This window comes from Halomonas faecis (assembly GCF_010993975.1).
GTDB classification, from domain to species: Bacteria; Pseudomonadota; Gammaproteobacteria; order Pseudomonadales; family Halomonadaceae; genus Halomonas; species Halomonas faecis.
In genome coordinates, this window is sequence record NZ_JAACZO010000011.1 from 326,786 (window position 1) to 350,676 (window position 23,891).

Annotated in this window: 18 protein-coding genes; 2 read left to right on the plus strand and 16 right to left on the minus strand. The window is 65.6% G+C overall.

The window, feature by feature from the left end:
- Positions 1 to 39 precede the first annotated feature (39 nt).
- Genes GFD32_RS06990 through GFD32_RS07000 form a run of 3 tightly spaced genes read right to left on the minus strand, consistent with a single transcriptional unit; the run spans position 40 to position 3,049 of the window.
- Positions 40 to 1,071 carry a FecCD family ABC transporter permease gene (locus GFD32_RS06990; RefSeq protein WP_163575836.1) on the minus strand — a complete coding sequence of 344 codons (1,032 nt, stop codon included), beginning with the start codon at positions 1,069 to 1,071 and terminating at the stop codon, positions 40 to 42.
- Complete coding sequence (locus tag GFD32_RS06995) at positions 1,068 to 2,072, minus strand: FecCD family ABC transporter permease (protein ID WP_163575837.1); 1,005 nt, start codon at positions 2,070 to 2,072, stop codon at positions 1,068 to 1,070. Before GFD32_RS06995 ends, GFD32_RS06990 begins: the two co-directional genes overlap by 4 nt.
- The gene (locus GFD32_RS07000; RefSeq protein WP_163575838.1) at positions 2,066 to 3,049 is read right to left on the minus strand and encodes an ABC transporter substrate-binding protein; all 984 of its coding nucleotides are present in this window, start codon (positions 3,047 to 3,049) and stop codon (positions 2,066 to 2,068) included. The genes GFD32_RS06995 and GFD32_RS07000 overlap by 7 nt, the downstream gene beginning before the upstream one ends.
- 101 nt (positions 3,050 to 3,150) lie before the next feature.
- Here GFD32_RS07000 and GFD32_RS07005 point away from each other — a divergent pair, with 101 nt between their 5' ends.
- Positions 3,151 to 4,002 (plus strand): ABC transporter ATP-binding protein, encoded by an 852-nt coding sequence (locus tag GFD32_RS07005; protein WP_163575839.1) that lies wholly within the window; start codon positions 3,151 to 3,153, stop codon positions 4,000 to 4,002.
- 89 nt (positions 4,003 to 4,091) lie between these two features.
- Here the strand turns inward: GFD32_RS07005 and GFD32_RS07010 are convergent, their stop codons facing one another.
- The 9 genes from GFD32_RS07010 to GFD32_RS07050 all read right to left on the minus strand — a co-directional run bounded on the left by GFD32_RS07010 (position 4,092) and on the right by GFD32_RS07050 (position 16,611).
- Positions 4,092 to 6,164, minus strand: coding sequence for a TonB-dependent siderophore receptor (locus GFD32_RS07010; RefSeq protein WP_240455564.1), 2,073 nt, complete (start codon positions 6,162 to 6,164; stop codon positions 4,092 to 4,094).
- Positions 6,165 to 6,404: 240 nt separating this feature from the next.
- Positions 6,405 to 7,271 carry a formyltetrahydrofolate deformylase gene (gene purU / locus GFD32_RS07015; RefSeq protein ID WP_163575840.1) on the minus strand — a complete coding sequence of 289 codons (867 nt, stop codon included), beginning with the start codon at positions 7,269 to 7,271 and terminating at the stop codon, positions 6,405 to 6,407.
- Positions 7,272 to 7,328: 57 nt separating this feature from the next.
- A complete protein-coding gene (locus tag GFD32_RS07020; protein WP_163575841.1) occupies positions 7,329 to 7,979 on the minus strand; it encodes a sarcosine oxidase subunit gamma in 651 nt (216 codons plus the stop codon).
- On the minus strand, positions 7,972 to 11,022 hold the full coding sequence (locus GFD32_RS07025; protein ID WP_163575842.1) for a sarcosine oxidase subunit alpha family protein: 3,051 nt from the start codon (positions 11,020 to 11,022) through the stop codon (positions 7,972 to 7,974). The genes GFD32_RS07020 and GFD32_RS07025 overlap by 8 nt, the downstream gene beginning before the upstream one ends.
- Positions 11,019 to 11,369 (minus strand): sarcosine oxidase subunit delta, encoded by a 351-nt coding sequence (locus GFD32_RS07030; RefSeq protein WP_163575843.1) that lies wholly within the window; start codon positions 11,367 to 11,369, stop codon positions 11,019 to 11,021. The genes GFD32_RS07025 and GFD32_RS07030 overlap by 4 nt, the downstream gene beginning before the upstream one ends.
- A gap of 177 nt (positions 11,370 to 11,546) precedes the next feature.
- A complete protein-coding gene (locus tag GFD32_RS07035) occupies positions 11,547 to 12,797 on the minus strand; it encodes a sarcosine oxidase subunit beta family protein (RefSeq protein WP_163575844.1) in 1,251 nt (416 codons plus the stop codon).
- Positions 12,798 to 12,846: 49 nt separating this feature from the next.
- Entirely contained in the window at positions 12,847 to 14,145 is a 1,299-nt protein-coding gene (glyA, locus tag GFD32_RS07040) for a serine hydroxymethyltransferase (protein ID WP_163575845.1), read from the minus strand.
- Between the two features lie 290 nt (positions 14,146 to 14,435).
- Entirely contained in the window at positions 14,436 to 15,470 is a 1,035-nt protein-coding gene (locus GFD32_RS07045) for a GlxA family transcriptional regulator (RefSeq protein ID WP_163575846.1), read from the minus strand.
- A gap of 34 nt (positions 15,471 to 15,504) precedes the next feature.
- Entirely contained in the window at positions 15,505 to 16,611 is a 1,107-nt protein-coding gene (locus tag GFD32_RS07050) for a hybrid-cluster NAD(P)-dependent oxidoreductase (RefSeq protein WP_163575847.1), read from the minus strand.
- A gap of 361 nt (positions 16,612 to 16,972) precedes the next feature.
- On the opposite strand from GFD32_RS07050, the gene GFD32_RS07055 reads away from it, so the two are divergent.
- The gene (locus tag GFD32_RS07055; RefSeq protein WP_163575848.1) at positions 16,973 to 18,259 is read left to right on the plus strand and encodes an aromatic ring-hydroxylating oxygenase subunit alpha; all 1,287 of its coding nucleotides are present in this window, start codon (positions 16,973 to 16,975) and stop codon (positions 18,257 to 18,259) included.
- 39 nt (positions 18,260 to 18,298) lie between these two features.
- Here GFD32_RS07055 and GFD32_RS07060 read toward each other — a convergent pair whose 3' ends face one another.
- Genes GFD32_RS07060 through GFD32_RS07075 form a run of 4 tightly spaced genes read right to left on the minus strand, consistent with a single transcriptional unit; the run spans position 18,299 to position 23,883 of the window.
- Positions 18,299 to 19,033: a glutathione S-transferase family protein gene (locus GFD32_RS07060; RefSeq protein ID WP_163575849.1), complete on the minus strand. Its 735-nt coding sequence runs from the start codon at positions 19,031 to 19,033 to the stop codon at positions 18,299 to 18,301.
- Complete coding sequence (locus GFD32_RS07065; protein WP_163575850.1) at positions 19,030 to 19,284, minus strand: hypothetical protein; 255 nt, start codon at positions 19,282 to 19,284, stop codon at positions 19,030 to 19,032. The genes GFD32_RS07060 and GFD32_RS07065 overlap by 4 nt, the downstream gene beginning before the upstream one ends.
- A 14-nt stretch (positions 19,285 to 19,298) precedes the next feature.
- Positions 19,299 to 22,160: a formate dehydrogenase subunit alpha gene (fdhF, locus tag GFD32_RS07070; protein ID WP_163575851.1), complete on the minus strand. Its 2,862-nt coding sequence runs from the start codon at positions 22,158 to 22,160 to the stop codon at positions 19,299 to 19,301.
- Positions 22,161 to 22,164: 4 nt separating this feature from the next.
- Positions 22,165 to 23,883, minus strand: coding sequence for an NADH-ubiquinone oxidoreductase-F iron-sulfur binding region domain-containing protein (locus GFD32_RS07075; RefSeq protein WP_163575852.1), 1,719 nt, complete (start codon positions 23,881 to 23,883; stop codon positions 22,165 to 22,167).
- Positions 23,884 to 23,891 lie beyond the last annotated feature (8 nt).

Sequence of the window (23,891 nt, forward strand, 5' to 3'; positions counted from 1 at the left end):
CACCGTATGGCGGCGCTACGGCGCCGCCTTTTTCATGCCTCAGCGCCAGCGGTAGAGCAAGTAGACGAAAAACGGCGCCCCGATCCCGGCAACGAAGATCCCCGCCGGCAGGTCGCGTGGCAAGAAGGCGAGTCGCCCCAGCAGGTCGGCATAGAGCAGGATCAGAGCGCCGATCAGGGCGGTCGTCGGCACCAGGGCGGTATGGCCGCGCGCCACCAGGCGACGCGCGATGTGCGGAGCGAGCAAACCGATGAAACTCAACCCGCCGGCAAAGGCCACCGCCGCGCCGGAGAGGGCCACGGCCAGCAGCAGCAAGGAGAGCCGCGTACCCGACACGGCCGTTCCCAACCCCGTGGCCATGTCGTCCCCGAGTGCCAGAGCATCGAGTCTTCGCGCCATCCCCAACGCCAGTGGCAGCCCTAGCAGCGCCCAGGGTGCCAGCCACGCCACCTCTCGCCACTGGGCGGCATAGAGACTGCCGGTCAGCCACACGTAAGCCTGCATCGCCGTGGTATCGGCAGCGAGCACCAGCACCAGCGTGGTCGCCGCCCCCAGAGCAGCAGCGATACCAATGCCGATCAGCACCAGCCTTGCCGGCGTCACACCATGCCCAGCCAGAGCGAGAATTCCCAGCGCTACCAGCAGTGCGCCGGTCAGTGCCGCCAGTGGCAGCCAGGCCTCGCCGAGCGCCGCACCACCCAGCGCCAGGAAGCTCACCGCCGCGAGCGACGCACCGCCGGTGATGCCGATCACGTCCGGCGACGCGAGCGGATTGCGCACCAGCCCCTGCAGCAGCAGCCCGGCGACCCCCAGACAGCCGCCGACCAGAATCGCCAAGAGCACCCGCGGCAGGCGAATCTCGTGCACGATCAGCACGATGTCACTGCGTGCAGGAAACAGCAGCGCCTCCAGCACCTGGGCCAGCGGCGTGGCCCGACTGCCCAGGCTCAGCGACGCCAGGGCGCTGATGACGAGCGCCAAGACCAGCAGCAGCGTCACCGCCAGGGTTCGGCGCTCGAAACGTAGCGAAAACCGCCCATCGGCAACGCGCAGAAGCCATGTCGAACTCATGGGGTCAGACTCCGTCGGCAGGCCAGATAGAGGAAAAAGGGCGTGCCCAGCAGCGCCGTCATCACGCCTACCGGCACCTCCTGAGGAGGCATCAGAAAGCGTGCCAGGGTGTCGGCGACCAACAACAGCGTGGCCCCCAGCAGAGCGCAGCCAGGCAATAACCAGCGATGATCCCGACCGTACAGGGCACGCACCATGTGCGGCACGATCAGGCCCACGAAACCGATCATGCCGGCCATCGCCACCGCGCCTCCGGCCAGCACGATGATCACGGCTCCGGCCAGCAACTTGACCCGGCCGGTACGCTGCCCGAGGCCCTTGACCACGTCATCGTCCAACGCCAGCAGGTTGAGCTGGCGAACCAACAACGGGCAGAGCAACGCGGCAGCGACGAAGAACGGCAACAGCGGCGTCATGACCTCGAGGCCGCGCCCGGCCACCGACCCGGCCAGCCACAACAGCAGGCTCTCGAAGCGCGCCTGGTCGACGATCAACAGCCCCTGGGCCAAAGACACGAAAAGCGCGGTGACCGCCACTCCCGCCAACACCAACCGCACCGGGGAAAGACCGCCACTCCGCTCACGCCCCAACGAGGCGACCAGCAGTGCTGCCACCAGGGCACCAAGAAAGGCCACCCACACCAGCGCCAGCGGCGAACGCAGGGCGAAGATGGCACTCGCCACCACCACGAAGCACATCGCCCCGGCATTGATACCGAGCACGCTCGGCGCGGCCAGGGCGTTACGGGTCAGAGTCTGCATCAGGGCGCCCGCGACCGCCAGGCTGGCACCTACCAGGGCGGCGATGGCCGCTCTGGGAAGACGCTCGGTGCGCAGGATGAGGTGTTCCACGGACTCCGGGTCGGGCCGAAACAAGGCGTCCATCAGAGTCGTCGGCGCAATCTCGGTAGCGCCAAACACAAGGCTGGCAAACGCCGCGGCGACGGCCAATGCCACCCCCAACAGCAGGCCGACAAGCCGAGCCGAGGGCACCTTCAGCATGACTCGCCCTTCCCTTCCTTCTGGCCACCGCTCTTCGAACGGCCTGGCACCAAGCCATAGTGTGCGTAGAGCTCGTCGAGCAAGCGGTTGGCGGCCAGAATGCCGGCCCCCATGCTCCAGATCACCGGGTCGACGTCATGGACTCGATCGCGTTTCACCGCCTCGAGGTTCTGCCATAACGGGTGGGCGGTCCAGGCTCGATGCTGCTCGGCCACGGCCGGATCGTCACGCATGAAGACGAAGATGGCATCGGCGTCCATGGCTGGCAGACTCTCGCGACTGACCAGTTTGATCCCCCAGCCGGCTCCCGTTTGCCCCTCGGGCCGGCGAAAACCGAGCTGTTCGAGAACGCGCCAGGCAAAACCGTCGTAGTAGAGACGCACATGATCGCCCCGAAAGCTGACCACCGAGACCTCCTGCGGCCAGGCATCGCCCAGTGCCGCTGCGGCCCGGCAGCGGAAGTCGGCGACACGCTGGTGCCATGCATCGAGCAGCGCCCGCGCCTTCATCCGGCGACCGGTCGCCTTCCCGAGGAGTTCGAGCATGGCCTCGAATTCGTAGGCGGTATCGGCGATCACCGTGGGTGCGATGCGCGACAACAGCGGGTAGACACTCGCCTGGCGGTAACGCGCACCGACGATCAGGTCGGGAGCCAGCTCCGCGATCGCCTCCAGATCCGGCTGGGTCTCCAGGCCAAGATAGCGCACGTCTTCGGGCAGGCTATCGCGCAGGTATCGGTACATGGGGCGCTCGAGCCAGGATTCCACCACCCCCACCGGCTCCAGCCCCAGCGCCAGTGCGCTGTCCGTGGCTCCCTGATAGAGCGTCACGATGCGCTGCGGGCTGCCCACGATCCGGCTCTCGCCGAAAGCGTGCTCGACCGTCCGCCCGGACTCGGCCCGGGCCTCCCGTGGCAGACCGGAAAGCGCGAGCAAACAGGCAATGACCCAAAGGGCGACGGGGATCGAACGGCTCATGATCGCTTCCTGCAACACGCTATTGGACAGAGGGGCGCAGACGATGCCACACTCCCGCGCTCTGATACAAATGATTCTCACTTTTTGAGGTGACAGTCAGCATGACCTCCCACCGACTGCGGGGAGAGCGCCTCTGTGTCGGCTACGAGAGTCGCCGCGTTCTCGACGAAGTGGACTTCCAGGTTGCCGAGGGACGTCTGACGATCCTGCTCGGCCCCAACGGCAGCGGCAAGTCGACCCTGCTCAAGACGCTGGCACGCACGCTCGGTCCGCAGCGCGGTCAGGTACTGCTCGACGGCAAGGACCTCCACCGCACGCCCACCCGCGACGTCGCTCGCAAGCTCGGCATACTGCCGCAGAGCCCCACCGCTCCCGAGGGGCTGACGGTACGCGAACTGGTCGGCATGGGGCGCTTTCCCCACCAGCGACTGTGGCGTCAATGGTCGCGCGAAGACGAGCGAGCGGTGAACGACGCCATGTCCATCGCACGGGTCACGGAGTTCGCCTCGCGACCCGTGGACTCCCTCTCCGGCGGCCAGCGTCAGCGCTGCTGGATCGCCATGGTGCTGGCTCAGGAAACCGAACTCTTGCTGCTCGACGAACCGACCACCTTCCTCGACCTGAAAGTTCAGGTCGATCTGCTCGAACTGCTGGCACACCTGGCCCACGACCAGGGCCGCACGCTGCTGGTCGTATTACACGACCTGAACCTGGCCGCAGCCTATGCCGACGAGCTGGTGATGATGCGCGATGGACGCATCATGGATGGAGGCAGCCCCGAAGCGGTTTTCACTGCCGCCAGGCTCAAGCAGGTTTTCGACCTCGATGCCCACGTGATTCGCGACCCCCACACCCAGCGTCTGGTTTGCGTACCGGCAATCTCCCACTCGTCTGCATCGCCATTGGCAAGCACTCCCACTCCCCAGACGGCGACGGCTCTGTCTCGGACATGATTTTACGAGGCCCTTGACCTCAAAGCGCTGTAACGAGCGCTGCGCCCGGCCAGAGGCCGGGCGCGGGACTGGGCCGTTCGGATGGCAACCTACCAGCGATAGCTCAGGCTACCGATCACACTGCGGGATTCGCCGTAGTAGCACCAGAAGTCACAGCTGGCGACATACTCTTCATCGGTGACGTTGTTCACGTTGACCTGGGCGGTCCAGTGACGGTTGAAGTCATAGCTGGCCATGGCGTCACCGACCGTGTAATCGGGTATGGTGATGCCTCCATCCACTGATTCCCCGGCATGGCGAACCCCCGCGCCAACGTTCAAGCCATTCAGCGCCGTTCCCGCGAAATCGTAGTTCAGCCAGGCGGACGCCATATGGCGAGGGATCAACGCCTTACGATTGTCATCCTTGTCGCGTGCATCCGTGTAGGTGTAAGCCGCCGTCAGCTTGAGCGCGTCAGTGAGATAGCCCACCCCCTCGAGCTCGAATCCGCTGGAAGTCGTCTCGCCTTCCTGCTTTTGGTAGCCACCAGCCGTTGTTGCAAAGGAGTTCGATTCTTCGATATCGAAGAGCGCCGCCGATACATAGCCATCCCAGTCGAACGGTGCGTACTTGACACCGAACTCCCATTGTTCGCCTTCTATCTGATCGAAGCCAGCACCGGTAATATCGGTTTCCGCAATCGGGCGGAAGGATTCGGTGTAGCTGAGGTAGGGGTTCAGACCGTTGTCGCCGAGGTACATGACGCCGCCGGACCAGGTAGTCGCGGTCTGGGTTTCATCCACGGTCTTGTTATCGCGCTCGGATTCGTTGCGTACATCGGCGTTATCGTAGCGAACGGCCCCCAGCAATACCCAGCGATCGTCGATGCGAAGCTGGTCCTGTAGATAGAGCCCCAATTGTTCCTTGTCGATCTGACGACGCGTCAACTGATCGTCAGGTACCGGGGCGATATCTCCCTGAGGATCGAAGATATCGACGACATCATAGAAAAAACTGTCAAATTCCTTTCCGTCGAGGCTGAGATCCTGGTAGTCCACCCCAAGCAACAGCGTATTCTCCATACGTTCGGTATACCACTTGCCGACCATGCGGTTGTCGACGGTAAAGCTGTCGATTTCGCCATCACGCTGAAGGTGACCGCGATTCGCCGTCTGTCCGTCGCCGGTCCCCATCATCATATAAGAACTGCGCAAATCCAGATCGAGATGGCTGTAACGGAAGTCCTGCTCGAAACGCCAGGTATCATCAAACTGATGCTCGAATTCGTAACCGATGGCCGATTGGGTATGCTCGTCCTTGTCGTAGTCGGGAGCGCCATAGTTGGTCTGCGGATCCACCTTGCCGAATGGCGTATCCTGGACGGTACCGTAGGCCAGTTTGAAGGGATTGACGGGAACGCCGTCGTCCTTCTGGAAGCTGGCCAGCACGGTCAACTGGGTATCGTCGGAGATATCCCATTCGAGACTGGGCGCCAGGTAGAAACGTTCGTTATCGGTATCGTCCAGGTCGCCGTCACGTTCCTTGTACAGGCCTACCAGGCGGTAGCGTACGTCGCCCTCTTCGGTGGCGGGCCCCGAGGTATCGAAGGCGAACTGACGGTGATTGCGATTGCCAGCCTGTATCTCGATCTCGCCCTGCGGCTCGCCCGTGGGCCGTTTGCTGACGGCATTGATCAAGCCACCGGACGGCGCCTCGCCATAGAGGATAGACGACGGCCCCTTGAAGACTTCCACCCGCCCCAGACCATAGGGCTCGGGTAGCCACTGAAAATATCCCGCGCGATAGACGCGCAGACCGTCCAGATAGGTGGCCTGGTCGAAGCCCCTGACCTTGAACCAGTCGGTGTTGTTATCCGCTCCGTAGTGGCCGGAGAGGACGCCGGAGCGATAGCGGAAGGTCTCGTCGAGCTGTTGGACATTGCGCTTATCGAGCTCCTCACGCTCGACGATGGAGACCGGGCGTGGCGTCTCGACCAGCGGAGACGCCACCTTCAACGCGGTGCCGACCACCACCATGGTTTCCGTATCGGTTTCCATGGCCTCCTCCTGAGCCTGAGCGATCAGGGGAACCGAGAGCAGGATGCCCGAGATCGACACGCTGATCGCGCGACGGACGGCAACGGTAAGCGGCTGCATGGCAACAGAATGGGGTGACGGATGCATATGTCTATCTCTGGCAGGATTGAATGGAACGGGATGGGACCAGAGATATGATAAGCGTTCTCACTTATATCGACAATTGAAACTCTCTCATTTGCATGGGCAAACGGCTCTTTTTTGAGTGCGGTCAACAAGACGACAGAGCGCCATCGCCCCGATGCCACGCAACCGACGAGGACACCGAGAGACCGATGGCGCACTCCGCACCGAACGCCGGATGGTCGAGCGCAGGCAATCTCTCAGTTACTTGGCGAACACCACCGTGCGTCTGGCGTGCAGGAATACCCGCCGCTCGAGGTGGTAAGCCACGGCTCTGGCCAGGGTCAGACATTCCACGTCGCGCCCCTTGGCCACCAGGTCTTCCGGGTAGTCGGCATGGCTGACCGGCTCAACGCCCTGGGTGATGATCGGCCCCTCGTCGAGATCGTCATTGATGTAGTGAGCGGTAGCGCCGACCAGCTTGACGCCCTTCTCGTAGGCCTGATGGTAGGGCTTGGCACCCTTGAAACCCGGCAGCAGGGAGTGGTGGATGTTGATCGCTCGGCCGGCGAGCCGCTCGCACATCTCGCTGGACAGCACTTGCATGTAGCGAGCCAGGATCACCAGCTCCGCGCCGGTTTCCTCGATCACCTGCCAGACCTGGGCCTCCTGCTCGGCCTTGGTCTCGGGCGTGATCGGAAAATGGTAATAGGGCAAGCCATGCCAGTGGGCCAGTGACTGCAGATCCGGGTGGTTGGAGACCACGGCCCGGATGTCGATGGGCAACTGACCGGTGCGGTAACGATACAGCAGGTCGTTGAGGCAGTGATCGGCCTTGGAGACCATGATCACCACCGGCGTGCGCGCCTCCGGGGCGGTGAGCTCGAAGGCCATCTCGAACTCGTCCGCCCGGGGTGCGAAGGCAGCCTGGAAGGCCTGCGCATCGAAGTCGGAGTCCTGAGGCCGGAACTCGGTGCGGATGAAGAAGCGCTCGCCGTGGCGATCGTCGAAGGAGTGCTGCTCGGTGATGTAACAGCGCCTTTCCTTCAGGAATCGAGTGACCACGTCGACGGTGCCCAGGCGGCTCGGGCACTGGGCGGTGAGAATCCAGGTATCGGCACTACGGCTCATGGCGAGTCTCCTGATGAAGCAGGCCGGGAGCAAACCCCGGCCTGGAAAGCCCTCGGATCAGCGCTCGACGCCGATGCCGTACTCCTCGCCGGCATCCAGCAGCCAACGATAGGTGTAGTCGGCGAAACTACGACGGACCACCAGTTCCCAACGCTGCTCGTCGGGACGGCGCAGAATCACCGTGGCCTTGGCGAAGACGGTGGTGACGCCCTTGCCCACCGGGAAGTGGCTGGGATGCACATCGTAGATCACCGACTTCATCAGCAGCTCGCGAGCTGCCTCGCCCGTCAGCTCGACCAGAGTCTGGCCGCCGCTGACGTTGCTGATGGCGAAGTGGGCGCCGCCCAAGGACTCACGCAGGCGGTTCTCCAGCGCGAACTCCTCGCCCCCGGGCACGATGACCAACCACTCGTCCGGGGAGATCCACTGGATGGAGCGCTGGCCATCGGCGTCATGGACCAGGCCCTGGGGCTCGCCGGGCAGCGGGATGCCGAGCACCTCGCGGACCGCCTCGTCGAGGACGATGGCCCCGCCGCGCAGCACCAGGTGGCCAAGGAAGGGCCGCTCGCGCAGCACCACCCGGCTCTTGGCGGTGGGCGCCGGCGCCCCCGAGCGGCGATAGGAGTAGGCCAGCGGCGATTCCACCGGAATCTTGGCTTGGGTGCGGGTATCGAAGGTTCTGACCTTCTCGGCAGCGGTATTAGACATTCTGGCGCTCTCCCTTGGGGTCGACGAAGATCGGGCTGACGATTTCGGCCTCATGGACCTGGCCGTCGGCCATGGGCAGATAGACGGTCTCGCCCATCTTCTGCTGACCGCCCTTGACCACGGCCAGAGCGAAGCCGCTGTCCAGAGTCGGGCTGTAGTAGCTGGAAGTCACGTGCCCCACCATGGGCATGGGGATGGCATGGTGGGGGTCGAAGACGATCTGGGCCCCCTCCTCCAGCACCACCAGGGGATCCTTCGGCCGGAGGCCCACCAACTGCTTGCGGTCGCTGCGCGCGGTGTCAGGGCGTGACAGGGCACGCTTGCCGATCCAGGAGAACGGCTTGTCGTAGCCGATCGCCCACTGCATGCCCAGGTCCTCCGGGGTCACCGAGCCATCGGTATCCTGTCCGGCGATGATGAACCCCTTTTCCGCCCTCAAGACGTGCATCGTCTCCGTTCCGTAGGGCGTCAGGCCGTACTTGTCGCCATGGGCGAACAGCGTCTCCCAGACGTGCAGGGCATAGTTGGCCTGGACATTGATCTCGAAGGCCAGCTCGCCGGTGAAGGAGATGCGGAACACCCGCGCCGGCACCCCGGCGACGACGCCCTCGCGCCAATCCATGAACTTGAAGGACTCGCGATCCAGGTCCATGTCCGTTATTTCGGCCAGCAGCTTGCGCGCCTCCGGCCCGGTGATGGTCATGGTCGCCCAATGGTCGGTCACCGAGTTGAAGGTGACCTCCAGCTCCGGCCACTCGGTCTGGTGCCACAGCTCCAGCCACTCCAGCACCGTGGCCGCGCCGCCGGTGGTGGTGGTCATCAGAAAGTGGTTCTCGCCCAGGCAACTGGTGGTGCCGTCGTCGAACACCATGCCGTCGTCCTTGCACATCAGACCGTAGCGGACGCGGCCGGGGGCCAACTTGGCCCACTTGTTGGTGTAGACCCGCCCCAGGAACTCCCGGGCGTCGGGGCCCTGGATGTCGATCTTGCCGAGCGTCGAGGCGTCGAGGATGCCGACCTTCTCGCGCACCGCCCGACACTCGCGGGCCACCGCTTCCTCCATGCTCTCGCGTTCGCCGCTGACGGCGCTGGCGCGGGCTTTGGGAAAATACCAGGGGCGCTTCCACTGGCCCACGTCCTCGAACTCAGCGCCGTGCTCCACGTGCCACTGGTGCATCGCAGTGTAACGTTCGGGATCGAACAGCTCGCGGCAGTGGCGACCGACGATGGCGCCGAAGGTGACCGGGGTGTAGTTGGGGCGGAACACCGTGGTGCCCACCTCGGGGATCGTCTTGCCCAGGCAGCGCGCGGCGATGGCCATGCCGTTGATGTTGCCGAGCTTGCCCTGGTCGGTGCCGAAGCCCATGGCGGTGTAGCGCTTGACGTGCTCGATGGATTCGAAGCCCTCGCGGGTGGCGAGTTCGATGGCCGCCGCGGTCACGTCGTTCTGCAGGTCGACGAACTGCTTGGGCCCGCGCAGGGTCGGCTTCTCGTGGGGCACCTGGTAGAGCGCGCAGGCCTTGCCTTCGCGGATGGCGTCGGCCCGGGGCAGCTCGATGGTGTCGGCGCACCTGCCCAGCGCTGTCAGCGCCTCGCACGCCTTGGCCATGCCATCGGCCATGCCCTCGGCCAGGTCATGCACGCCGCGGGCGCTGCCGGCAGCGTGCACGCCCTTCACCAGGCCGGGCACGAAACCGAGAATCTCGTCGTTCCAGGTCGGCCGGGCGCCGGTGTGGGAAGCCAGATGGATCACCGGACTGTAGCCGCCGGAGCTGGCGATGGTATCGCAGGCCAGGGTCTCGGCCTGACCGGTGACCCTGAAAGCTTCGGCATCGATGGTGGCAACACGGGCGCCGCTGACGCGCTTGTCTCCCTTGGCCTCGAGCACCGCCGCGCCTTCGATGATGCGAATGCCGCGGGCACGAGCCTGCTCGACCAGCTCACCGTCCGGATTGCGGCGCGCATCGACGATGGCCACGACCTCGCGGCCGGCCTCGAGCCAATCCAGAGCGGCACGGTAGGCGTGGTCGTTGCTGGTGGAAAGCACCAGCTCGTTGCCCGGCACCACCCCGTAGCGGCGGATGTATATGGAAACCGCCCCGGCCACCAGGTTGCCCGGCACGTCGTTGCCCGCGTAGACCAGCGGTCGCTCGTGGGCACCGGTAGCCAGCAGCACCTGGCCGGCACGCACGCGGTGCATGCGCGAGCGCGAGGGGCGATGACCGTCCACGGTGGGTGCCGTCTCGCCGAGATGCTCGGTACGCCGCTCGTGCAGGGTCACGAAGTGATGATCGTGATAGCCGTTGGCGGTGGTGCGGGCCAGCAATGTGACGTTGTCGCACTCGGTGAGTTCGGCGATCACCTGCTCGGCCCACTGGGCGGCGGGCCGGTCATCGAGCAACTCGCGGGTGTCGAGCAGCGAACCGCCCAGTTCCTCCTGCTCGTCACACAGGATCACCCGGGCACCGGCTCGCGCCGCGGTGAGCGCCGCCGCCAAACCGGCCGGACCGCCGCCGATCACCAGCAGGTCGCAGTGCTGGTTGAGGTGGTCATAGCCGTCCGGATCTTGCTCCATGGGGCTGCGCCCCAGGCCCGCCCCTTTGCGGATGACCTTCTCGTAGGTCATCCACAGCGAGGCCGGAGCCATGAAGGTCTTGTAGTAGAAGCCCGGCGGCATGAACTGGCCACCCAGCTTGCCGACCAGGCTCATCAGGTCGCGCTGGACGTTGGGCCAGCCGTTGGTGCTGCATGCCTCGAGGCCATCGTAAAGCGTCTGCTGGGTCGCGCGCACGTTGGGCACCTGGGCCGCCTCGGTGGTGCCGAGCTGGACCACCGCGTTGGGCTCCTCGGCGCCGGCGGCGACGATGCCGCGCGGCCGCGAGTACTTGAAGCTGCGATTGACGATGTCGACGCCGTTGGCGAGCAGCGCCGAGGCCAGGGTATCTCCGGCATGCCCCTCATGGGCCTTGCCGTTGAAGGTGAAGCTCAGCTTGCGGGTACGGTCGATGCGACCGCCCTGGGTGAGGCGATTGAGCTGGCTCATGCGCGGACTCCATCACAAAGCGATGCCTGTTGGGCGGAGGCGTCGGCCGGCCGGCCTTCGGGGGCCTCGGCGGTGACCGACGGCCGTTCGCCCATCTTGTAGGTCTCGAGGATCTCGTAGGTCACGGTGTGGCGGGTGACGTTGAAGAACTTGCGGCAGCCCACGGCGTGCACCCACAGTTCGTGGTGGATGCCGCGGGGATTGTCGCGGAAGAACAAATAGTCGCCCCACTCTTCATCCGAGCACGCTTCGGGGTCCGCCGGGCGAGCGATGTGCGCCTGGCCCTTGGGGTGGAATTCCTCTTCCTCGCGGGTCTCGCCGCAGTAGGGGCAGTAGATATGAAGCATGGTGGTTCTCCCTTGGAGAGACTTTCACTCCGGATCCGATGAGCTTCTCCGGCGACAAGTCTGCGCGAGGGCGCTGTGAACCCATCCCTGGGCGCTACTTTTGCCATCCATGGCAAAAGACCCTCGCTTCGCCTTGCCCCCGGCGCGCATCTCGAAGCGCCTGTCCTCACGTTGTTCTCAATGGGCCACGCCGGCGGCGCCGTGCTCATCGACCAGCGCTCCGGTATGGAAACGGTCGATAGAGAACGGCGCGGCCAGCGGATGCATCTCACCCTTGGCCAGGCTGGCGGCGAATACGTGCGCCGACCCCGGCGTCGCCTTGAAGCCACCGGTGCCCCAGCCGCAGTTGAAGTAGAGCCCCTTGACCTTGGTCTTGGAGAGGATCGGGCAGGCGTCGGGACAGGTATCGACGATGCCGCCCCACTGGCGGTTCATGCGTACCCGCGAAAAGATCGGGAACATCTCGACGATGGCCTGCAAGGTGTGCTCCACGGTGGGGTAGCTGCCGCGCTGGCCATAGCCGTTGTAGCCGTCGATGCCGGCGCCGATGACCAGATCGCCCTTGTCGGTCTGGCTGATGTAGCCGTGCACGTGGTTGGACATCACCACGGTGTCGAGCACCGGCTTGAGCGGCTCGGAAACCAGCGCCTGCAGCGGGTGCGACTCCAGCGGCAGCTTGAGGCCGGCCATCTTCGCCAGCACCCCCGAGTTGCCGGCCGCCACGCAGCCGACAGTCTTGGCCTCGATGTCGCCACGATTGGTGTGCACGCCGAACACCTGGCCGTCGCGGATCTTGAAGCCGGTGACCTCGGTCTGCTGCAGGATGTCCACGCCGTGGGCATCGGCGCCGCGGGCGAAGCCCCAGGCCACGGCGTCGTGCCGGGCAACGCCGGCGCGCGGCTGCCAGGAGGCGCCGAGCACCGGATAGCGGGCGTTCTTGGAGCAGTTCATGATCGGCACCAGCGCCTGGACGCCCTGGGTATCCAGCACCTCGCTGTCGATACCGTTCAGCCGGTTGGCGTTGACCCGGCGCTGAATGTCGCGCATGTCCTGCAGAGTGTGGCCGAGGTTCAAGACGCCGCGCTGGGAGAACATGACGTTGTAGTTGAGGTCCTGAGACAGCCCCTCCCACAGCTTCATGGAGTGCTCGTAGAGGGCTGCCGCCTCGTCCCACAAATAGTTGGAGCGCACGATGGTGGTATTGCGCGCGGTGTTGCCGCCGCCCAGCCAGCCCTTCTCGATCACGGCGACATTCCTGATGCCGTGTTCCTTGGCCAGGTAGTAGGCAGTGGCCAGACCATGGCCGCCGCCGCCGACGATGATGACGTCGTACGCTTTTTTGGGCGTGGGATTGCGCCACTGGCGCTGCCAGTTCTCGTGATGGCTCAGCGCGTGCTTGACCAGCCCGAAGCCTGAATAACGTTGCATAGGGGTCTACTCCTCGAGGACCCCGCCGGTTCACCGGCGGGGAACGGGCTCACGCAGTGACGGCATCGGCCGACTCGACCGCAGCCTTGGCATAAACGGGATGGCAGGCGCACAACTCGGCCACCTTGCCGCGCACGTCGATCTCGATCTCGGCGCTCTCCCCGCCCTGGGCCAGGACGTCGAGGATGTCGCAGATCCACCCCGCCAGAGCCTCGCAGTCGGCCTGGCCGAAGCCGCGGGTGGTCACGGCCGGAGTGCCGATACGCAGCCCGGACGTCACGAAGGGGCTTTGCGGGTCGCCCGGCACGGCGTTCTTGTTGACGGTGATGTGGGCGCGGCCCAGGGCGGCGTCCGCGTCCTTGCCGGTCACGCCCTGCTTGATCAACGAGACCAGAAAGAGATGGTCGTCGGTACCGCCGGAAACCACCTCGAAGCCACGGTCGACGAAGACGCCGGCCATGGCCCGGGCGTTGTCGATGACCTGGGCCTGGTAGCGCACGAAGTCCTGGCTCATGGCCTCGCGAAAGGCCACCGCCTTGGCGGCGATGACGTGCATCAGCGGGCCGCCCTGCTGGCCGGGGAAGACCGCACCGTTGAGCTTCTTGTAGAGCGGCTCGTCGCCGCTGGCCGAGAGGATCAGGCCGCCGCGCGGACCGCGCAGGGTCTTGTGGGTGGTGGTGGTCACCACGTGGGCGTGGGGCAGCGGGCTCGGGTAGTGGCCGGCCGCGATCAGGCCCGCCACATGAGCCATGTCGACCATCAGCCAGGCGCCCACTTCGTCGGCGATGTCGCGGAAACGCCGCCAGTCGATGACCCGGGAGTACGCCGAGAAACCGGCGATGATCAGCTTGGGCCGGTGCTCGTGGGCCAGGCGCTCGACCTCGTCGTAGTCGATCTCGCCGGTCTCGGGATTCAGGCCGTACTGGACGGCGTGGTAGTACTTGCCGGAGAAGTTGGGTGCGGCGCCGTGGGTCAGGTGGCCACCGTGGGCCAGGCTCATGCCCAGCACGGTGTCGCCCGGAGAGACCAGGGCCATGAAGGCGGCGGCGTTGGCCTGGGCGCCGGAGTGGGGCTGGACGTTGGCGTAGTCGGCGCCGAACAGCGCGCAGGCCCGCTCGATGGCCAGCCGCTCGACCGCATCGATGTGCTCGCAGCCGCCATAGTAGCGTTTGCCTGGATAACCCTCGGCGTACTTGTTGGTCAGTTGGCTGCCCTGAGCCTCCATCACCTGAGGGCTGGCATAGTTCTCGGAGGCGATCAGCTCGATGTGGGCCTCCTGACGCGCCACCTCGTCGGCGATGGCGGCGGCAATCTGGGGGTCGGCTGTCGTAAGGTTGTTGGCGTTCATGACATCACCCTGGGAAGTGGCTGTTCAACGATAGGCGAAAGCGGGAGGCACGGTATTCTGAAAACGACACCGTCATCATCGAGCGAGACAGGGCAGCATGCCGGAATCGCCCCGAGCGGCTGCCCCTGCCACCCCTCTATTGATAGCGGATGCAGGGGCGCAAAGATTGAACGGATGCGACAACTTTGCGGCCATAATCACGCCAGCCGCGCCAAGCTGCTGTTTTATCGAATCGATCGTCGCCTCGGGAGCGGGGAGGAATCGTCGGAGGCGCCCGTCTCATAGCGCCATTAAGACGCCGGCCGGGCTTCGATATGCAGAAAGAAGGGATCCACCGGGACCGCACCGTCCCCCGCCGCCTTGCGCACCGCGGTGGGCGTGGTGCCGAAAGCATCACGGAAGTGCCGGGAGAAGTGGGCGGTATCGGCGAAGCCGCAACGCTCGCCGATCTCGGTGACGCTCTTGGCGGTGTAGTGAAGCAGCCACAGACCATAGCGCAGGCGCAGATCCCGGGCGAACTTCTGGGGGCCGATGCCCAGCTCGTCGCGAAACTTGCGCTCGATGTTGCGCCGCGAAGTGCCGACCCGCCGGGCCAGCTCGTCCACCGAGATCATCTGACCCAGATGCTGTTCGATGATCGCGACCGCCCGTCGCACCACCCGATCCGCGACCTTGTCGAAGACCACCGGCTGGGGCTGGGGATGCTCGCCCCGGCGCGCCTCGTCGATCAGCATGATATGCAGACTCTTCATCGCCCAGGCCTTACCCAGATGGCGCTCCACCAAGTAGGCGGCCAAATCCGCGGACGCGATGCCGCCGGCGCAGGTGATCAGGTCGCCATCGTCGATGAACAAGCGGTCCGCCACCGGCTCGACATTCGGAAAACGCCGGGTCAGGTCGCCATGGTGATACCAACTGACGCAGCAGCGCCTACCGTTCATTAGCCCGGCCCGAATCAGCGCGAAGACTCCCGTGCACACTCCCACCAGGGGCACTCCGGACCCCGCCGCCCGACAGAGGTAAGCCAGGGCCGTGTCATCCACGTCATCGCGCTCGTTCTGGACACCACCGATGACCACGATGTAGTCGAACTCCGAGGGATCCCGAAAGGCGGAACAGGGCGTGATGGCAGCCCCGCAACTCGACAGCGCGTCATGACCGACACTGGTCATGAACACCCAGTGACAGCGCAGCTGGCGCGAGCGGTCCCCTTCGTCCGCCGCCAAGCGCAGGCAGTCCACGAAGGCGGCGAAAGGCATCAGGGTGAAGCGGTGCAGGAGAACGAAGCCGACCGACAACGGCGGCACCTCGGGCGAAGCGGTCATGGCGGACAGGTCCCTGATACGGTGGAGACGAGACTCAGTAATCCACTACTACATCGCCCAATGGCTTGCTGCAACAAGAAAGAATATACCCCTCGTCGATGTCTTCGTCGGTAATGCCACCGTTGTGCTCCATCTCCACGTCACCTGACTTGAGTCCGACCCGACAGGTACCGCATATCCCCATTCCGCAAGCCTTGGGAATATGCAGACCGAGCTTCGCGGCAGCCGCATGCACCGTCTCGCCAGGCTGGATGCGTACGCTTTTCCCGGAGCCGAAAAACTCGACACTGATCAAATCGTCGTAATCGATGTCCTCGGCTTCCGCCTCGGCCTGCTCGGCCAGCTCCAGAACGTCTTCACGAACGTCCGACGGCGTGGCTACGAACGACTCTTCGTGGTAATGGCTCATGTCGAAGCCATTGCTGCGCAGGATGTTCTTGATGGCATTCATGTACGGTGTAGGACCGCAACAGAAAACCTCCCTTTCGAGGTAGTCGGGCACCATCAACTCCAGCATCGGCTGATTCAAGTAGCCACGGTAACCGGCCCAGGCCTCGCCAATGTCGTCCTTGCTTTCACAAACGATGTGCAATTTGAACTCGGGAATCCGAGAGAACATATGCACCAGCTCACGATGGTAAATGACATCGCGGGGAGCCCTGGCGCTATGGACGAATTCGACATCGACATTGGCATTGGTATCGAAGAGCCAGCGCGTCATCGACATGAGCGGGGTGATGCCGACACCGCCGGAGAGAAACAATACCTTGTCGGCAGGAAAATCGATCGAATTGAAATTGCCAACCGGCCCGTGCACCACCAACTCATCGCCGACCTTGAGGTTGTCGTGTATCCAGTTGGATACTTTGCCCCCCGGTATCCGCTTGACCGTGATCGAAAAGCTGTAGGGTATGGATGGCGAACTGGAGATGGTGTACGAGCGCATCGCCGGCTCGTTATCGATCTCCAATTCCAACGTCACGAACTGGCCCGGTTTGAAAAAGAACAGTACCGGCTGCTCTGCCATGAAGCAGAAAGTCCGTACATCCCAGGTTTCCTGGATCACCTTGACGCAACGGACCGCATGACGCCCATTGGTCCAGGTTTGGGTCGTGACCGGGTTGAAAAAATTCATTGTCATCGTCGTCTCTGCCTGGCAGTGCCGTGGCTATGCCTCCACCGGTCCGTAACGTGCGCACGGGCCAGCGCCTTTTCACGTCCGCATTCTGAGTACGCACTGAATATCTGGCTTGCCTGGTTGCGACATGCGCATGCCTTCCGCACCCATTCCCTTGCGGAGATACAGCTGCCTGGTCGCCGTTGCATCATCCGAGGTCGTGAACAGACATCTGGCAGCGTCGGACATGCACCACAATCGCCGAAAAAGACGGACGCCAGGTTGTTCCATGCGTCAATGCCAATCCTCTCACGACGACAACAACAGCAACCCATGATCGCATCGTCGTCCTCGCGGGGAGGCGGCGTTCAAAAGGATACTTGGTATGAACCTGATAGCGACTCACGAACTGGACGATCCCTTGGCCAAGGCACGCGAAGCGGCTGCCGACATGCTGCAGTCGAAGGCCAGCAACTTTTCGCTCCCCCAGCCGTTCTACACCGATGCCAGGCTATTCGAACTCGACATGCAAGAGATCTTCGAGAAGGAGTGGCTATTCGCTGGCATGACCTGCGAGATACCCGCCAAGGGCAACTTCATGACGCTCGATGTCGGCAGCAACCCAATCGTCATCGTGCGTGGTAACGAGGGGCAGGTGCATGCCTTCCACAACGTCTGTCGCCATCGCGGTTCGAGGCTGTGCATGAAGGACAAGGGCAAGGTGGCCAAGCTGGTCTGCCCCTACCACCAGTGGACCTACGAGCTGGACGGCCGCCTGCTGTTCGCGGGCAGCGACATGGGCGAGAGCTTCGACCTCGCCGCCTACGGCCTCAAGCCGGTCCATGTGAAGTGTGCCGGGGGCTTCGTTTTCATCAACCTGAGCGAAACCCCACCGGCCGTCGACGACTTCCTGGACACGCTGGAGCACTACCTGGAACCCTACGACATGTCCAACGTCAAGGTGGCCGTAGAGTCCTCCATTGTCGAACAAGCCAACTGGAAGCTGGTCATCGAAAACAACCGCGAGTGCTATCACTGCAACGGCGCCCACCCTGAGCTGCTCAATTCGCTGCAGGAATTCGACGACACCAACGACCCGCGTGCCACCCCGGCCTACAAGGCACTCGTTGCACGCAAGCAGGCCGAGTGGGATGCCCAGCAGGTGCCTTGGCAGCTCAAGCGTTTCGGCAAGCGCAACCGCCTGACCCGTACCCCAATGCTCAACGGCACCGTGTCCATGACCCTGGACGGCAAGCCGGCGTGTCAGAAGCTAATGGGACGCCTCTCGAACCCCGACATGGGGTCGCTGCGCATCCTGCATCTGCCCAACTCCTGGAACCACTTCATGGGCGACCATGCCGTGGTGTTCCGCGTCATGCCGCTGGGCCCGCAGCAGACGGTGGTCACCACCAAGTGGCTGGTACACAAGGATGCCGTGGAGGGCGTGGACTACCATCCCGAGCGGATGCGCCACGTGTGGGATGCCACCAACGATCAGGACCGCCGCCTCGCCGAAGAGAACCAGCGCGGCATCAACTCCAAGGCCTATGAGCCCGGTCCCTACTCCGAGACCTACGAGTTCGGCGTGATCGACTTCATCGACTGGTACTGCGAGCGGCTACAGGAGAACCTCGGTCACGCCTACCCGCAGTTGCAGGTGGCGCAGGGCTGAGCGCAGGCCCCGCCGCCATCGCGGCGTGGCTGCCTTCCTTCACCCGCGCCCGGTCACGGCACGCAGGTCCAGGTCCGGATAGTCAGGGGCGACGAACAGTCGCCCAGTGATGTCCTCGCAGCGCGCGGCACGCCGAATCGCCGGCTGGGCAGCCAGCTCTTCCAGCAAGGCCTCCAGGCGCGGCAGCCGCTCCCAGGGTAGCTCACGACAGGGATCGTCGAGCGGATAGAGCTGCAGCCAGCGCATCAGGCATGCCAGGTAGGGGTCGAGCACGCTCTCGCCCTCGGGCAGTAGCCAGGGTCCCCGGCCGTGGTCGGCCTGGGCCTCGAGCAGCGCCAGGTGCTTCAACAGCCGCGAGTGCACCTGGGCACGCAGCGCCCGGGCCGCGTCCGGTTCGGGCGCAAAGCGCGCGGTGTAGAAGTACAGTCGCAGTTCGGCATGCAGGGTGTTGGAGAGAAAGAACAGCCACGCCAGCAGCGCACTGCGCGCGGCCGGCGTGGACAGGTGCTCGGGGTGGCAACGCTCGCCGAGCGTCAGCAGGATCGCCCCGGTCTCGAACAGCGCGGTGCCCTGGCGCTCGTCCACCAGCACCGGCAACAGGCCCTGGGGGTTGAGCCGGCGGAACGCCGGCTCGTCGAGTCCACCGCCGGCGCGATCGACCCGCACGTCCCGATAGCCTAGCCCGGCACGCTCCAACACCATGCGCACCGGCAGGTTGGCGCTGTCCGGTGAGCCGTAGAGCCGATAGGCGACATCCGCGGCGAACGGCGTCACCGCTTCGCGCCCCCCGCCAGCGCCGGCACCAAGATCTGCTCCAGGGCGTTGCGCACCGAGGGCAGCATCACCTCGCGCCGTGCCTCGAGCTCGGCCACCAGCGCCGCCAGCCCCTCGACCCCTACCTGCTCGTGCATCAGCCGCGCCATGCGCGCGCAGGTCTCGGGGCAGGCGCCGTCGGGAATGCGCACCCCCAGCGCCACCAGCCGCTGGCGAAAGTCGTCACCGTCGATCAGGTCCGCGATCATCATGCCCTTCCCTCCCTCTACCGTTGTTCGCCAGCCTCGCTCAGCTCGGCGGTCGCTGCCCTCGACAACCGTGCCGCCGCGTACTTGAATTCGGGAATCTTGCCGAAAGGGTCCAACGCCGGGTTGGTGAGGACGTTGGCGGCCGCCTCGGCGTAGCAGAACGGCACGAACACCATCCCTTCCGGCATGGCCGGGTCGACGCGCGCCGCCAGGGTGATGCTGCCGCGCCGGGTGGTGATGGTGATCGGCTCGCCGGGTGCCACGTCCAGGTGGCGTGCTTCCGCCGGGGCAAGGCTCGCCACCGCCGCCGGCTCGAGGTCGTCGAGCACGCGGGCGCGGCGCGTCATGGAGCCGGTATGCCAATGCTCCAACTGGCGACCGGTGGTCAGCACCACCGGGTAGTCGGCGTCGACCGGCTCGTCCGGCGGCAGCGGCAGGGTCGGCGAGAACTTCGCCCGGCCGGTGGACGTGTGGAAGGCGTCGCTGAACACGATGTCCTCCCCCGGGGCGTCGTCGGCCGGACAGGGATAGGTCACCGAGTGCTCGCGCTCGAGGCGCTCCCAGGTGATGTGGTCGAGCGAGGGCATGCCGCGCTCCATCTCGGCGAACACCTCGCGGGGGTGCGCATAGCGCCAGTCGAGACCGAAGCGACGGGCGATCTCCTGGATGATCCACCAATCGGGCCGGGCCTGGCCGGGCAGCGGCACGGCGGCCCGACCGAGCTGCACCTGACGATTGGTGTTGGTGACGGTACCCTCCTTCTCCGACCAGCTGGAGGCCGGCAGGATGACGTCGGCAAACTGGGCCGTCTCGGTGACGAAGAGGTCCTGCACCACCAAGTGCTCGAGCTTGCCCAGCGCCGCCCGGGCGTGGTCCAGGTCGGGATCTGACATCGCCGGGTTCTCGCCGAGGATGACCATGCCGCGGATGGTGCCCTCGTGGATGGCATGCACGATCTCCACCACGGTCAAGCCCGGCTGCGCGTCCAGCGGGGCGTTCCACAGCTCCTCGAAGGCGGCGCGCAGCTGGGCGTCGCCCACCGGTTGGTAGTCCGGCAGCACCATGGGGATCAGACCGGCGTCGGAGGCCCCCTGCACGTTGTTCTGGCCGCGCAGCGGGTGCAGCCCGGTGCCGGGCCGACCGGTGTGGCCGCAGGCCAGCGCCAGAGAGATCAAGCAGCGCGCGTTGTCGGTGCCGTGAACATGCTGGGAGATCCCCATGCCCCAGAAGATCATCGCCCGCTCGGCCGTGGCGTAGAGGCGCGCCACTTCGCGGATGGTGGCCGGATCGACGCCGCAGGCCGGCGCCATCGACTCGGGGGTCATCTCGGCCACGTGCGCCTTGAGCGCCTCGAAGCCCTCGGTGTGCTCGGCGATGTAATCCTCGTCGTAGAGCCCCTCGCTAACGATGACGTTGAGCAGCGCGTTGAGCAGCGAGACGTCCGCTCCCGGCGTGAAGCGCACACTGAGATGGGCATAGGCGTCCAGAGCCTGGCCGCGCGGGTCGAGCACGATGAACTTGGTGCCGCGCTTGGCGGCCTGCTTGAAGAAGGTGGCCGCCACCGGGTGGTTCACCGCCGGGTTGCAGCCGGTGAGGATCACCACGTCGGCGTTGGCCGCCTGCATGAACGACGCGGTCACCGCACCGGAGCCGATGCACTCCATGAGCGCCGCCACCGAGCTGGCATGGCACAGCCGCGTGCAGTGATCGACGTTGTTGGAGCCGAAGCCCGTGCGCACCAGCTTCTGGAACAACCAGGCCTCCTCGTTGGAGCACTTGGCGCTGCCGAAGCCGGCCAGCGCCTTGGGCCCATGGGCGGCCTTGAGGTCGACGAGCCCTTGGGCAGCCAGATCCAGCGCCTCGTCCCAGCTCGCCTCGCGGAAGTGGGTCAGCGGCTGGGCCGGATCGAAGTCCGGGTCGAGCCCCTTGGCCACGCCCTCGCGGCGAATCAGCGGGGTGGTCAGGCGCGCCGCATGATTGGGGTAGTCGAAGCCGAAGCGCCCCTTGACGCACAGTCGCCCCTGGTTGGACGGGCCGTCCTTGCCCTCGACGAACAATATGCGGTCGTCTTTCACGTGGTAGGTGAGCTGGCAGCCCACGCCGCAGTAGGGGCAGACGGAGTCGACCTGGCGATCCGCCACGGCGGAATCGCCGTAGCCCTGCGCGTCGACCAGGGTCGCCGGCATCAGCGCCCCGGTGGGACAGGCCTGGACGCACTCGCCGCAGGCCACGCAGGTGCTGTCGCCCATGGGATCGTCGAAGTCGAAGACGACCTTGGACGCCGAGCCGCGATGGGCCAGGCCGATCACGTCGTTGACCTGCACCTCGCGGCAGGCGCGCACGCAGAGGTTGCACTCGATGCAGGCGTCGAGGTTGACGCGCATCGCCGAGTGGCTGCTGTCATGCCCCTGGGCATGGCTCAGGGCACCGTCACGCGCAGCGGCATGGTGCACGGTGGGCGCCCCGCGCTCGCCCTCGCGCGGCAGCCACTCGCGCACCGCCGCGGCATCCACGGCGAGCTGGTCGGCCATGGCCCAGAAGTGGCTCGAGCGATCGGGGCTCACCTCGCGCTCCGGCTGATCGACAGCGAGCAGTTCCAGCACGCCCTCGCGGGCCACCCGGGCACGCTCGGAAGAGTGGCTCTTGACCACCATGTCAGGGCGTGCCTCGCGGATGCAGCTCGCCGCCAGCACCCGCTCGCCCTCGATCTCGACCATGCAGGCACGGCAATTGCCGTCGGCGCGATAGCCGGGGGCGTCCTTGAAGCACAGGTGAGGGATGGTCTCGCCGGCGCGCTTGGCCACCTGCCACAGCGTCTCGCCGGGGCGGGCGCTGACCTCGATGCCGTCGAGGGACAGGGTGAAGCTCGTGTCGCTCATTGTCTCACCCCTTGATGATCAGGTTCTGGGCGGCGAGTTCGCCGCGGAAGTCCTTGAGCAGTCCCCGCACCGGGTTGGGCGCCGCCTGCCCCAGTCCGCAGATGGAGGCATCCATCATCACCTGGGCGAGGCGCTCGAGCGCACCGGCATCCCAGGTATCGCGCTCGAGGAGCGTGAGCATCTTCTCGCTGCCGACCCGGCACGGCGTGCACTGCCCGCACGATTCGTCAGCGAAGAAGGCCAGCAGGTTGGTGGCCACGCCGCGCAGATCGTCCTGGTCCGAGAGAACGATAAGTGCCGCCGAGCCGATGAAGCAGCCTTCCGCCTGCAGGGTGTCGAAGTCCAGCGGCACGTCCGCCTTGCTCTCCGGCAGGATGCCGCCGGAGGCGCCCCCCGGCAGGTAGCCGGCGAGGCGATGGCCCTCGGCCATGCCGCCACAGTATTCTTCGATCAGCTCGTTCAGGGTGATCCCCGCCGGCGCCAGGTGTACGCCAGGGTGCTTCACCCGCCCGGAGACCGAGAAGCTGCGCAGGCCGCTGCGCCCGTGCCGCCCCTGGTCGGCGAACCAGGCCGCGCCGCGCTCGTGGATCACCGGGATCCAGTAGACGGTCTCCACGTTGTTGACCAGCGTCGGACGGTCGAAGAGCCCCTTCTGGGCGACGAACGGCGGACGATGGCGCGGTTTGCCGGGTTTGCCCTCTAGCGACTCGATCAGCGCCGACTCTTCGCCGCAGATGTAGGCGCCGGCACCGCGGCGCAGCACCACGTGCTCCGGCTCGATCAGACCGGCCGCCTCCAGTTCGGCGATCGCTTCGGCGAGCACCCGGTGCAGGCCGGGGTACTCGTCGCGCAGGTAGATGTAGAGCGCCTCGGCCTCCACCGCCCAGGCGCTCACCAGCGCGCCCTCGAGGAAGCGGTGCGGCTCGCGCTCGAGGTAATAGCGATCCTTGAAGGTGCCGGGTTCGCCCTCGTCGGCGTTGATCACGCAGTAGCGAGGCCCCGGCTCCTGGCGCACGAAGGTCCACTTCTTGAAGGTCGGGAAGCCGGCTCCCCCGAGGCCACGCAGGTTGGCCGCCTCCAGCTCGGCCATCAGCGTTTCCACCGTGACGCGCCCGGCGCGGCAAGCGTTCAGCAGCGCGTAGCCGCCGGCAGCGCGATAGGCATCCAAGCGCGGCCAGTCGATCGGCTCGGGATGCAGATCGCCAGCGTCGATCGCCGCTTCGACCGCCAGTGAGGTGGCATGGCCAAGGTGGCGATGGCCCACCTCCACCACCGGTGCCGTCTCGCAGCGTCCCATGCAGGGGGCACGTACCACGCGCACCTCCGACGGGTCGAAGCCGGCTTCGAGCTCGGCCTTGAGGGCGGCCGCGCCGGCCAGCTGGCAGGAGAGCGAATCGCAAACGCGCACGGTGACCGCCGGCGGTGCGGTCTGATCGTCGTGGACCACATCGAAGTGGGCGTAGAAGGTTGCCGTCTCGTAGACCGCCGCCATGGGCAGGCTCATGTAGGCGGCCAGGGCGCGCAGAGCCGCCAGTGGCAGGTGGCCGCGGGCGTCCTGAATGGCGTGGAGGTGTTCGATCAACAGATCGCGCCGGCGCAGCGTCGGCTGCTCGCGCTCGTCGCCGAGCAGCCGACGCAGGGCGTCGAGCTCACCGAGGTCGAGTTCGCGACCACGGGGCTTGCCGCGCAGGCGACGCTTGGGGTTCACGGTCTGGACGGTCATGATGGACT

Coding starts and splice junctions, on each gene's coding strand:
- GFD32_RS07005 (WP_163575839.1), top strand. CDS start 3,151: ATGACCTCCCACCGACTGCGGGGAGAGCGCCTCTGTGTCGGCTACGAG.
- GFD32_RS06995 (WP_163575837.1), bottom strand. CDS start 2,072: ATGCTGAAGGTGCCCTCGGCTCGGCTTGTCGGCCTGCTGTTGGGGGTG.
- fdhF (WP_163575851.1), bottom strand. CDS start 22,160: ATGAGCGACACGAGCTTCACCCTGTCCCTCGACGGCATCGAGGTCAGC.
- GFD32_RS07050 (WP_163575847.1), bottom strand. CDS start 16,611: ATGACAATGAATTTTTTCAACCCGGTCACGACCCAAACCTGGACCAAT.
- GFD32_RS07075 (WP_163575852.1), bottom strand. CDS start 23,883: ATGACCGTCCAGACCGTGAACCCCAAGCGTCGCCTGCGCGGCAAGCCC.
- GFD32_RS06990 (WP_163575836.1), bottom strand. CDS start 1,071: ATGAGTTCGACATGGCTTCTGCGCGTTGCCGATGGGCGGTTTTCGCTA.
- GFD32_RS07010 (WP_240455564.1), bottom strand. CDS start 6,164: ATGCATCCGTCACCCCATTCTGTTGCCATGCAGCCGCTTACCGTTGCC.
- GFD32_RS07035 (WP_163575844.1), bottom strand. CDS start 12,797: ATGCAACGTTATTCAGGCTTCGGGCTGGTCAAGCACGCGCTGAGCCAT.
- GFD32_RS07065 (WP_163575850.1), bottom strand. CDS start 19,284: ATGATGATCGCGGACCTGATCGACGGTGACGACTTTCGCCAGCGGCTG.
- GFD32_RS07020 (WP_163575841.1), bottom strand. CDS start 7,979: ATGTCTAATACCGCTGCCGAGAAGGTCAGAACCTTCGATACCCGCACC.
- GFD32_RS07055 (WP_163575848.1), top strand. CDS start 16,973: ATGAACCTGATAGCGACTCACGAACTGGACGATCCCTTGGCCAAGGCA.
- GFD32_RS07025 (WP_163575842.1), bottom strand. CDS start 11,022: ATGAGCCAGCTCAATCGCCTCACCCAGGGCGGTCGCATCGACCGTACC.
- purU (WP_163575840.1), bottom strand. CDS start 7,271: ATGAGCCGTAGTGCCGATACCTGGATTCTCACCGCCCAGTGCCCGAGC.
- glyA (WP_163575845.1), bottom strand. CDS start 14,145: ATGAACGCCAACAACCTTACGACAGCCGACCCCCAGATTGCCGCCGCC.
- GFD32_RS07030 (WP_163575843.1), bottom strand. CDS start 11,369: ATGCTTCATATCTACTGCCCCTACTGCGGCGAGACCCGCGAGGAAGAG.
- GFD32_RS07000 (WP_163575838.1), bottom strand. CDS start 3,049: ATGAGCCGTTCGATCCCCGTCGCCCTTTGGGTCATTGCCTGTTTGCTC.
- GFD32_RS07045 (WP_163575846.1), bottom strand. CDS start 15,470: ATGACCGCTTCGCCCGAGGTGCCGCCGTTGTCGGTCGGCTTCGTTCTC.